Here is an 8,615-nt window from a genome sequence, read left to right as displayed (position 1 = left end):
CAAGAGTATGGCTTGCACTTGCTTTACTCTGCCGCGCAGCGGCTTCGTTCAACAAGGCGCTTAAGTATGATTCGTGAAAGCATACTATTCTCGCTTCGGTCCAATTTGGGCACACGTTCACTCACAGCTTAACGTTATGTAAATGGAGCAGAAATAAGCTATGGAATACAACGTCGTTAAAAATTATAAGGATGATCCAGAATTACCTATTCGAATCGTAAAAGGTGAAAAATTGCAGTTTGTAGAAGAATCCAACCCAGAAGGTGATTGGGCAAATTGGATTTTTTGCCGAGGAGAAAATAAAGAAGGCTGGGTTCCAAAACACATATTAGCTGTAAATAACAGTGAAGTAACCGTACTTGAGGACTATTTTGCTAAGGAACACCGTTTGATAGTTGGTGACATTCTAGTAAAAGAACATGAATTAAACGGCTGGATCTGGAGTTATAAATTAGGTAATTCGGAAGAATTAGCTTGGGCTCCTTTAAATCATCTGTGCACTGTATAAATTCATATCGAAAGTTGCTAAAGCAAGCAGCTAACACTTAGCATTTTAGCTTTGCGTTACGTTTGTGTTTAAGGTTGTCCACTCAAGATTCAGTATTACCTTGATCACACCTTAGCTTTGCGTTTTGTAACAATGAGGAAAAGATAAATATAATGAACAAGTTAATGTCATTTGTAGTTACGTCAAACTTTCTATCTCTTGGTTTTGTTTATTTGTTCGAACGGTTGACAGGTTCTTTAGCAATCCAGTTCTTGAGTGACTACGCCTTTTACTCAATGCTCCTACTTATTGGGCTCGGCAGCATCTTCTCTTTTTCGGGGCACAAAGTAGGTTACAGCGATCCAAGTAATGTGGCGGGTGTAGCGGCAAGTAGTTTGATTGAAAATAACTCTTCTAAACATACTGTTGTAACTAAGCTTGAAAGTACGGGGTTAGGTGGTCGTTTTTTACTCGCTAGTTTATTCCCTTTAGCTTATTGCGTGATCGCATAGGTCAACTGACCACATATAAGAACTTTAAAAGTGATTCACAACGCTTGGCATCATCATTTCAGTAAGTTTAATGACGATTGCACTATGGTCTAAGTAAGGTGCTAGCGTTGTTCATACCTTAATTTGGCGTCATACGAATGGAGTAAATAATGTACAAGGAAACAGATTTTCAACTAAGCCAAAAAGAGTTTAGCTTCAAAAAAGATTCGTACCCTTTATCAAAAATTAATGATGTGAGAGTTAAAAAACTCGGTTTGCTCGACAATGTGGGGCAAATAATATTTTGGCTATTTGTCTTCTCTGGAGCAGTTTGGCTAGCAGTTCCAAGCCTTGAAAGTACCCCGCTTTGGCTTAAAGCCATAGTTGTTATATTAACTTTTGTAGGCTTTGGATTTGGTCTACTTCATTGTTCAAAATATGCATTACAAATTGAGTTTCGTCATATTGACGATACAGGAGTTCAATGGGTAAATGTAACTAAGTCTACCTCTGAATCTGACAATGGGTTATTTGAGCAACAATCTGCGGCACTAAAGGTAACATTCGAATAATAAGTGCTTAAGTAGACTACCAACACTTGGTATTTTTAACACGGTTTAGCTTGATTGATTTAGGTGGCAGTTTGAGTGTATTGGTAACGTTGTCATTTACTTCATTTGGTGTGAACTGGATAGGAGTGAGTCGTGCAAGAAGAGTATATGGATTACTACGCGAAATTTGACGAAGAGAAGCGTCTACTTTCTCAAAACATAACGCGTATTGAATTTGATACAACAATTAATGTTTTGGGGTCTTATCTCGAATCAGCAGGTCGTTTGACGGAGCTTGGTGCGGCTACTGGTCGCTATTCACTTCATTATGCTCGACAAGGTATGGATGTGACAGCAGTGGAGCTAGTTCCAGAATTAGTCGAGCAACTTAAATATAATGCTGAGACCCAGAATTTAGACTTGGTTGTTCACGAAGCAAATGCAACTAACGTGAGTTTTATTGAAAACGGTACTCAAGACGTTGTTTTAGTATTGGGGCCGCTTTATCACATACAATCGAAGTCAGGCCGAGAAGCAGTTTTAAAAGAGGCAAATCGAATATTGAAACCAAATGGTGTAGTTGCGATAGCGTATATCAGTCGTTTATTTGTGGCGGGTTTGCTTGCCAAAATGTCCAGTAGCTTAGTTTCCCCTGATATTCTAAGTGAATTGAATGAAAGTGGCTTGGTCTCTTCTCCCGATGTAGATCCATTTTTTAGAACGGGATACTTTGCTAAGCCTTTAGAGATTGAAAGCTTGGTAATTGAATCTGGATTTAGTATCGAAAATCATATTGCAACCGATGGGTACGTTCGGTTTATTGGTCAGGAAGTTAATCAACTAAATGAGCAACAGTATCAATCATGGTTTAAGTATCATTTATCGACATGCTCTGAGGTTTCATTGCTTGGTAGCAGTAATCATGGTTTAGTTATTGCAAAAAAATGCAGAGGAAAAAGCGCCTAGAACCGATTCTCAATGCTTGGCATTTTCACTGTGCATTGGTCTTAGTTATTAAGGTTCCTTTTAGCGGCTTTGTTATTGCGTTGCTCACCAATAGGGCAGCGTGTATGTTTCATCAATCTAGGAGCTCTTTCAATGTATTATTCTGAGGCTAATTGCCTTTGTGGTTCTGTCAAAATTACGGCTAAAAACATCGATCCTAAGTTTACAGTTTGCCATTGTCAGTCATGTCGAACTTGGGGTGGTGCTCCGTTCTTTGCTTTGAAATGTGGTACTCAAGTGAAACTGGAAGGTGAAGATAAAGTAAAGATGTACAAATCTTCTTCTTGGGCTTCACGAGGTTTCTGCAGAGAATGTGGAACCCACTTATTTTATAAATTCAAAGAAACAGGCGAGTACAATATGCCAGTGGGCTTGTTTCCAAATTTGGAAGGGTTGGAAATGGACATGCAATATTTTAGTGACATGCGACCTGGTTACTATTGCTTTTCCAATGAAACTAAGGAAATGACCACCGAAGAAATCATGGCCTACTTTGCAGACAAGGTATAACTATAGGCATAGCAACCGGTTTAAGGGAGACTTTAATGCTTGCCGGTTTAGCTTACAGTATTGCAAGCGTTTGTAGCCCCCTCAACGTGAGTATTGTTTTCCAAAGGAAGATTCATATAAATGAAAAATGTAGTTCAACTTGTCTTTGTCTCTAGAAATCAGTTATTGCTCGCCTTCCGCCAAAATACTGAAGCGTTTGACCAGTATTGGGGCTTTCCTTCTGGACGCATAGAGGACGGTGAATCTCCTCTAGACACAGCAGAACGCGAAGCTTTGGAGGAAACTTCGGTTAGCACTAAAGAATTGAATTTAGCTGCTGAATTGGTTGACCCTAGTTTGCCGATTCGTCATTACTTTTACCTATGTTTTGATTGGGTTGGCAAAATAGAGAACGCAGAACCTAACTTGTGTCGAGAGTTGCGTTGGTTCAACCTCGACGAATTGCCAGAAAAGTGCACTCCAATAACTTACGTAGCAATGAAAAAAATTAAAAACGCGTTGCGTGACCATCAGCAACGAACTTAGCGCTATAACCTCTTAGCGCTATAACCTAAGAGGGAGATATGGGACTTAGATCATTTGAAAAGGAAGACTATGGCCTACTTATTTGTTGGATAGATTCAGATAAATTGAATTATCAATGGGGCGGCCCAAACCTAGAGTTTCCATTGGATTAAGTTCAAATTAGTTGGCACTGCTCATATCTATACGCCAAATTTTTACTGCGAGGGAATGAACATGAAACAACGACTTTTCAAGAACTTGAAGCTGGCATTAGGGGTTGGCTTTGGTGTTGCCATTTATCAGTACTTTTTTCTTACAGATGGTGCGTTTGATTTCTATCAGCCACTTGTGGCGTTTGCTTTTACGTTTGTCGTTAGCAGTATTGGTACACTTCTAAAAGAAAGAATCATGCGCAAGAAGGAGATTACATGAGAATATCGGAAGCCGTTCTGTCGGATTTAGAATCCTTTTTCGAATACATAGGAGCACAGCTTCTTGAAAATGCGGATGATAACTCTCCACTTTTCCAACCGATCTCTAAAGAGAATTGTGTAGTTTCAGAACAATTTAAAGATAAGTTTCGAAATGGTTTTGAGGCAAGCCTTGGTGAAAATGGCTGGAGAAAGCTCTGGGTAATCAAAGACTCTAAGGGACGAGTGTTTGGTCATATAGACCTACGTCATTACGGTGAAGAGTATAAGTTTCATCGTGTGCTTCTCGGCATGGGTGTTGATTCAAGCCTAAGGAAGCAAGGGTTGGGTGTAGAACTGATTAAGTGCGTGACTGAGTTTTGTAACGAAAGCCCAAGTATCGATTGGTTAGATCTCAATGTTCTCTCGAATAATCTTCCTGCAAAAAAATTGTATTTGAAATGTGGTTTCGAAGTGATTGGAGAAGTCCCAGATTGTTACCTTATAGAAGGACAGTTTGTGTCTGAAACAATGATGACACTATGCACAAGAAATTCCGGGTAAGAACGCTTTGAAGAATGAATTAAGACACTTGGCATCCTAAGCTTATGTTAGTGCTAAGCTTGGTGTCAGCGCTTTTACACGGCAACTCTACCTATGAGCTAAAGAGGAATCATGATTAAAATCTATTTCGTATGTGGCTTTATTGGCTCGGGTAAAACGACTTACTCTAAAGCGATTGCAGAAAAGCATGGCGCCTTTCGTTTCTCGATAGATGAGTGGATGATTCCTTTGTATGGCGAACATATGGAGCGTGAAGTTTTTGATAGCCGGCTGGCTACGCTTCAAGGTTTATTCAAGGACTCTGCAATGCAGCTCTTTTCTTTGGGTGTTCCGGTAATTTTTGACTTTGGTTTTTGGCGTAAATCAGACCGAGATTCTTTTACAAGCTGGGCGTCAAACCTAGGCGTGGACAGCGAAGTTCACTACCTTGATGTTCCCTTTGAGACTTGTAAGGAGAGGGCATTTAACCGTAACTCGGAACTCAATGGCAAGTCTTATGAAATGACACCTGAAATGTTAGATCTGTTTTGGTCTTGGTTTGAGGTTCCCACTTCAAACGAAAATGGTATTTGGGTTCAACAGGAAGCTTAAAAAGGTATGTAGCCAAGCATAGTTTGAGTTAGCAGCCCCTTAATATCGTAACAAGTGAATCGGAGGTTCAATGGACAAAGCACTCAAAACACATTTTGACGAATATCCCGATGATGTTCGAGCTCGGCTTGAAGAGTTGCGTTCATTAATCTTAGAGCTTTGCTCTGATTTGGATTTAGGTGAAGTCGAAGAGTCTCTGAAATGGGGCGAACCAAGTTACAGCGTTAAGACGGGCAGCCCAATTCGAATTGATTGGAAATTGAAATCGCCAAACAACTATTACTTGTTCTTTTACTGTCAAACGAAGCTAGTCGACACATTCAGAGAATTGCACGATGGCACATTGGTATTTCAAGGTAATCGGGCAATCGTCTTGAACCTAACTGAACCACTTCCTAGGGCACTTATTAAGCAGTGCTTAGAGCTAGCCTTAACTTATCAACACCGAAAAAATCTACCGCTTCTTGGCGCGTAATTCTTACGTGTTGTCAGCTGCTTAACTGAATGTGGTTAGAGTTTAAAAAGTACGCCTGCCACTGATTTACAAGGCTTGGCACTTCTCGTTTAATGTAGGTTAGTGTTTAACGTCTTATGGTTTAGGTTAGTGGCGTTGCTCGGGCCGTAAAGTGGTATGTGGACAGGGAAAGTTATGAATCAACAAGAAGCCTTTATAGGATTTGCGGTCTATGGGGTTATCAGTAGTTTAATCGGATTTTTTACGTTTTTTATTATCAAAGATGCAAAGTACAAACAAACATTGTGGACTTTGGAGTCTGTTATATTTGGTATCTTCGCGATTGGTTTTATCTATTGTTCGGGTGGTAATGGGCCAGAATTGTTGGTCTGGATTCCGCTTGTTACTTTAATGTCTATTTACAATGTCCACTCTTTGAAATTTTGTGGTTCTTGTGGAAAAACTAACGTAAGAAAAAGCGGATTGTCATCCATTAAATCATGTAGTGACTGTGGTAATGCTTTATAGTAAAGCTAAGAAATATCAGACGTTTGTTCATTTTAGTTTCAGCCTTAAAAGGAAGTTGTATGAATTTAGATAAAGCTAAAAAACGTATCGCGAAGCAGGTTAAAAAAGGCGACAACGGATACCCAAAAATCACGTTAGCGTATTACGGGGCGACCAAAGATCTCGCAACGGAAGTCGCAGTTCAATTTATGCTGGGTGAGAGCGATGGTGTCCAAGAAGAGCGTTTTTCTTGTGAAACCGAAATCCGAGATAATGAACTAATCCAAACGACGTTACTCAAGATAATCGAACGCGCTAATGTTAACTCAGTAATTGAAGTTGAAGGCGTGACGGTTCTTTAATTTGCCTCGTATCTGTAAGTTTATGAGTGGCCGTCGTTGTCTCGGTAATGTGGTATTACATGGGTTAGTTGATTCAGGATATTTAGAGTAATGCACTTAAGAAAAGCACAGCTTCACGAGTTAGATTCCATTTATACAATGGGCTTCGATGTTTGGGGTGATGGCTTGACGTTAGACGATTACTTAGCAGGTTGTCGTAACAGTGAAAAGTACTTGTCTGGCACTTGGTATGTATTAGTCGAGAAGGATAGAGTCGTGTCGTCTCTTATCGTTTACAGTGACATGTTTGGCCTTGCAAAAGGATGTTTCGGTATTGGCTCTGTGGCTACACCTCAAGAATTACGACACCAAGGTTATGCGTCTGAGTTGATCAACTTGGTAAAAACGGAGTTATTCACTCGTCATAATTGTAAGGCTTTATACCTACACAGCGACATTGAGCATCAATTTTATATTAGGCTTGGCTTTGTGAGCATAGTAGGTTCTGATTGTATGTATATTTCGAACGACTCTTCTGAGTTTGATGGACGAATACCAGATTACTTCTAGGCGTGAGTATTTCGATTCGTTATAAAAAGCGGGGCTTAGAAGGTTAAGTGTATCCGAAGTGTTTTACTCATAATTTATCAAGGAAGAAACATTATGAAATTAGCTCAGTTAAATATCGCTCTGGCGAAATACCCGTTAGATGCGCCAGAAATCAAAGAGTTTGTCGATAACTTAGAGTTGGTTAATGGAATCGCAGAAAGCAGTGAAGGGTTTGTTTGGCGTCTGAAAGATGAATCTGGTGACGCCACCAATATCCAAGCTTTCGATGATCCTAATATGATTGTGAACATGTCGGTGTGGGACTCTGTGGATTCGTTAAAGAACTTCATGTTCCGCACACACCACCGTGATTTTATGCGCCGAAAGGGGGATTGGTTTCATCGTTTACCTGAAGATACTTATGTTCTTTGGTGGATTGAAGAAGAGCATATTCCCACACTCGAAGAGGCGATAGAGCGACTTGAACACCTCAGAGAAACCGGTGATACGCCGTATGCCTTCACTTTTAAAACCAACTTTACAGAGTCAGAAGCGCCAAAATAGCGTTCATAGATAACCAACGTTATGTTTTTTAGACGTTTTATGGCAATTCCCGTGAAGATGAGTCGATTATTGGTATGATGTATCTATAGTCTTCGAGAGGTTTAATGATGTTGAAAATGAAAAGTAGTGTACTTGCGGTGTGTTTATTCGGTTTCAGCATGAGTGCTACCGCTTCAACACTGGAAGAGTGTGCAAAACTCCTTCCTGATGGTCACACGTATAAAGTAGAGATCATTTTAGACGTAGATAAGGCTGATAAGGATCCAGCGGTGAAAGGCAGTTTTGGTGTGACGGGCGGAGCGGATGCGCCAGATACTTTTGATATCGGTGATTTTGTCGAGTGCGCAGGTCCTCTGATCAAAACCGTAGATACAGACAGCAACGATGCGTCTAATTCCTAGTCACTGGTTATTGCGTTTGTCGGCCCTAGACGCCAGAGGGTATTCTGCATTTAAACAGATAAAGGTAAGTTGTGATTGAATTTAAAACGGTCGGTCTTTTTGTACTTACGGCGGTCGCCGAGATAGTAGGGTGTTATCTACCTTATCTTTGGTTGAGAGAAGACAAGAGTATTTGGTTATTGATTCCAGCTGCGATCAGCCTGGCGTTGTTTGCTTGGTTATTGACGCTTCATCCTACCGCGACAGGGCGTGTTTATGCGGCCTATGGCGGTGTGTATATTTCTGTTGCCCTGATATGGCTGTGGCTTGTTGATGGCGAAAAGCCGACAACGTGGGATCTGGTCGGTGGCTCAGTTGCACTACTCGGTATGGCGATTATTATGTTTGGCCCTCGAAACGCATAATTCATGCACTGAGATGACAGGAAGAGATTAAACCATGAAAAAGGTTGATTGGCACAAGAATCAGATTGATGACAGTACCGTCATTACGGACAGCTACAAAACGACTCAGAACGTGCGTCGATATTTTAAGTCCAAGCTTGGTGATGAGTTTAAATTTGACCGTGATTTTATGCAGTGGATGAACAATGCGACAGGATTGACTATGGGTGATGCCTTACAAGAGTGGGCGAAGCGTAACGATACAAAGTAACGGATTATCTTGTTGGTCAACTTATTAGCCAG

Annotated in this window: 17 protein-coding genes and 1 pseudogene; all 18 read left to right on the top strand. The window is 40.6% G+C overall.

Annotation, left to right across the window (positions count from 1 at the left end):
- Positions 1 to 160: 160 nt before the first annotated feature.
- Positions 161 to 508, top strand: a complete 348-nt coding sequence (locus tag ED652_RS15365; RefSeq protein ID WP_122055387.1) for an SH3 domain-containing protein — start codon at positions 161 to 163, stop codon at positions 506 to 508.
- A 152-nt stretch (positions 509 to 660) separates the two neighbouring features.
- Positions 661 to 999, top strand: coding sequence for a hypothetical protein (locus ED652_RS15360; RefSeq protein ID WP_017083684.1), 339 nt, complete (start codon positions 661 to 663; stop codon positions 997 to 999).
- Between the two features lie 149 nt (positions 1,000 to 1,148).
- The gene (locus ED652_RS15355) at positions 1,149 to 1,550 is read left to right on the top strand and encodes a hypothetical protein (RefSeq protein WP_122055386.1); all 402 of its coding nucleotides are present in this window, start codon (positions 1,149 to 1,151) and stop codon (positions 1,548 to 1,550) included.
- A 132-nt stretch (positions 1,551 to 1,682) separates the two neighbouring features.
- Entirely contained in the window at positions 1,683 to 2,495 is an 813-nt protein-coding gene (locus ED652_RS15350) for a class I SAM-dependent methyltransferase (protein ID WP_122055385.1), read from the top strand.
- A 132-nt stretch (positions 2,496 to 2,627) separates the two neighbouring features.
- Positions 2,628 to 3,044, top strand: coding sequence for a GFA family protein (locus ED652_RS15345; RefSeq protein WP_102441528.1), 417 nt, complete (start codon positions 2,628 to 2,630; stop codon positions 3,042 to 3,044).
- A 120-nt stretch (positions 3,045 to 3,164) separates the two neighbouring features.
- On the top strand, positions 3,165 to 3,569 hold the full coding sequence (locus ED652_RS15340) for an NUDIX domain-containing protein (RefSeq protein WP_122055384.1): 405 nt from the start codon (positions 3,165 to 3,167) through the stop codon (positions 3,567 to 3,569).
- A gap of 38 nt (positions 3,570 to 3,607) precedes the next feature.
- Positions 3,608 to 3,718 (top strand): annotated as a pseudogene (locus tag ED652_RS23890) (GNAT family N-acetyltransferase); the annotation flags it as partial.
- 64 nt (positions 3,719 to 3,782) lie between these two features.
- The gene (locus tag ED652_RS15335; protein WP_122055383.1) at positions 3,783 to 3,980 is read left to right on the top strand and encodes a hypothetical protein; all 198 of its coding nucleotides are present in this window, start codon (positions 3,783 to 3,785) and stop codon (positions 3,978 to 3,980) included.
- Positions 3,977 to 4,522 (top strand): GNAT family N-acetyltransferase, encoded by a 546-nt coding sequence (locus ED652_RS15330; RefSeq protein ID WP_122055382.1) that lies wholly within the window; start codon positions 3,977 to 3,979, stop codon positions 4,520 to 4,522. Before ED652_RS15335 ends, ED652_RS15330 begins: the two co-directional genes overlap by 4 nt.
- Positions 4,523 to 4,633: 111 nt before the next feature.
- Entirely contained in the window at positions 4,634 to 5,113 is a 480-nt protein-coding gene (locus ED652_RS15325) for an ATP-binding protein (protein ID WP_122055381.1), read from the top strand.
- A gap of 70 nt (positions 5,114 to 5,183) precedes the next feature.
- Positions 5,184 to 5,588 carry a DUF1801 domain-containing protein gene (locus ED652_RS15320; protein WP_122055380.1) on the top strand — a complete coding sequence of 135 codons (405 nt, stop codon included), beginning with the start codon at positions 5,184 to 5,186 and terminating at the stop codon, positions 5,586 to 5,588.
- Between the two features lie 174 nt (positions 5,589 to 5,762).
- Positions 5,763 to 6,095 carry a hypothetical protein gene (locus tag ED652_RS15315; protein WP_122055379.1) on the top strand — a complete coding sequence of 111 codons (333 nt, stop codon included), beginning with the start codon at positions 5,763 to 5,765 and terminating at the stop codon, positions 6,093 to 6,095.
- 59 nt (positions 6,096 to 6,154) lie between these two features.
- The gene (locus ED652_RS15310; RefSeq protein ID WP_086049389.1) at positions 6,155 to 6,436 is read left to right on the top strand and encodes a hypothetical protein; all 282 of its coding nucleotides are present in this window, start codon (positions 6,155 to 6,157) and stop codon (positions 6,434 to 6,436) included.
- A gap of 90 nt (positions 6,437 to 6,526) precedes the next feature.
- Positions 6,527 to 6,985 (top strand): GNAT family N-acetyltransferase, encoded by a 459-nt coding sequence (locus ED652_RS15305; RefSeq protein ID WP_048611109.1) that lies wholly within the window; start codon positions 6,527 to 6,529, stop codon positions 6,983 to 6,985.
- A gap of 93 nt (positions 6,986 to 7,078) precedes the next feature.
- Positions 7,079 to 7,528: a DUF3291 domain-containing protein gene (locus ED652_RS15300; RefSeq protein WP_122055378.1), complete on the top strand. Its 450-nt coding sequence runs from the start codon at positions 7,079 to 7,081 to the stop codon at positions 7,526 to 7,528.
- Positions 7,529 to 7,632: 104 nt separating this feature from the next.
- The gene (locus tag ED652_RS15295; RefSeq protein WP_122055377.1) at positions 7,633 to 7,929 is read left to right on the top strand and encodes a hypothetical protein; all 297 of its coding nucleotides are present in this window, start codon (positions 7,633 to 7,635) and stop codon (positions 7,927 to 7,929) included.
- A 71-nt stretch (positions 7,930 to 8,000) separates the two neighbouring features.
- Positions 8,001 to 8,333, top strand: a complete 333-nt coding sequence (locus ED652_RS15290) for a YnfA family protein (protein WP_004733816.1) — start codon at positions 8,001 to 8,003, stop codon at positions 8,331 to 8,333.
- A gap of 34 nt (positions 8,334 to 8,367) precedes the next feature.
- The gene (locus tag ED652_RS15285) at positions 8,368 to 8,583 is read left to right on the top strand and encodes a DUF6434 domain-containing protein (RefSeq protein WP_102488036.1); all 216 of its coding nucleotides are present in this window, start codon (positions 8,368 to 8,370) and stop codon (positions 8,581 to 8,583) included.
- Positions 8,584 to 8,615 lie beyond the last annotated feature (32 nt).

Origin of the sequence: Vibrio sp. Evd11, from assembly GCF_900382755.1 — a bacterium.
Lineage (GTDB): Bacteria > Pseudomonadota > Gammaproteobacteria > Enterobacterales > Vibrionaceae > Vibrio > Vibrio lentus.
Note: the sequence above shows the minus strand (reverse complement) of the source record. Positions and strands in the feature narration are given on the sequence as shown.

Excerpts from the sequence above, each read along its gene's own strand:
- ED652_RS15365 (WP_122055387.1), top strand. The coding sequence starts at position 161 with ATGGAATACAACGTCGTTAAAAATTATAAGGATGATCCAGAATTACCT.
- ED652_RS15360 (WP_017083684.1), top strand. The coding sequence starts at position 661 with ATGAACAAGTTAATGTCATTTGTAGTTACGTCAAACTTTCTATCTCTT.
- ED652_RS15355 (WP_122055386.1), top strand. The coding sequence starts at position 1,149 with ATGTACAAGGAAACAGATTTTCAACTAAGCCAAAAAGAGTTTAGCTTC.
- ED652_RS15345 (WP_102441528.1), top strand. The coding sequence starts at position 2,628 with ATGTATTATTCTGAGGCTAATTGCCTTTGTGGTTCTGTCAAAATTACG.
- ED652_RS15340 (WP_122055384.1), top strand. The coding sequence starts at position 3,165 with ATGAAAAATGTAGTTCAACTTGTCTTTGTCTCTAGAAATCAGTTATTG.
- ED652_RS15335 (WP_122055383.1), top strand. The coding sequence starts at position 3,783 with ATGAAACAACGACTTTTCAAGAACTTGAAGCTGGCATTAGGGGTTGGC.
- ED652_RS15330 (WP_122055382.1), top strand. The coding sequence starts at position 3,977 with ATGAGAATATCGGAAGCCGTTCTGTCGGATTTAGAATCCTTTTTCGAA.
- ED652_RS15325 (WP_122055381.1), top strand. The coding sequence starts at position 4,634 with ATGATTAAAATCTATTTCGTATGTGGCTTTATTGGCTCGGGTAAAACG.
- ED652_RS15320 (WP_122055380.1), top strand. The coding sequence starts at position 5,184 with ATGGACAAAGCACTCAAAACACATTTTGACGAATATCCCGATGATGTT.
- ED652_RS15315 (WP_122055379.1), top strand. The coding sequence starts at position 5,763 with ATGAATCAACAAGAAGCCTTTATAGGATTTGCGGTCTATGGGGTTATC.
- ED652_RS15310 (WP_086049389.1), top strand. The coding sequence starts at position 6,155 with ATGAATTTAGATAAAGCTAAAAAACGTATCGCGAAGCAGGTTAAAAAA.
- ED652_RS15305 (WP_048611109.1), top strand. The coding sequence starts at position 6,527 with ATGCACTTAAGAAAAGCACAGCTTCACGAGTTAGATTCCATTTATACA.
- ED652_RS15300 (WP_122055378.1), top strand. The coding sequence starts at position 7,079 with ATGAAATTAGCTCAGTTAAATATCGCTCTGGCGAAATACCCGTTAGAT.
- ED652_RS15295 (WP_122055377.1), top strand. The coding sequence starts at position 7,633 with ATGATGTTGAAAATGAAAAGTAGTGTACTTGCGGTGTGTTTATTCGGT.
- ED652_RS15285 (WP_102488036.1), top strand. The coding sequence starts at position 8,368 with ATGAAAAAGGTTGATTGGCACAAGAATCAGATTGATGACAGTACCGTC.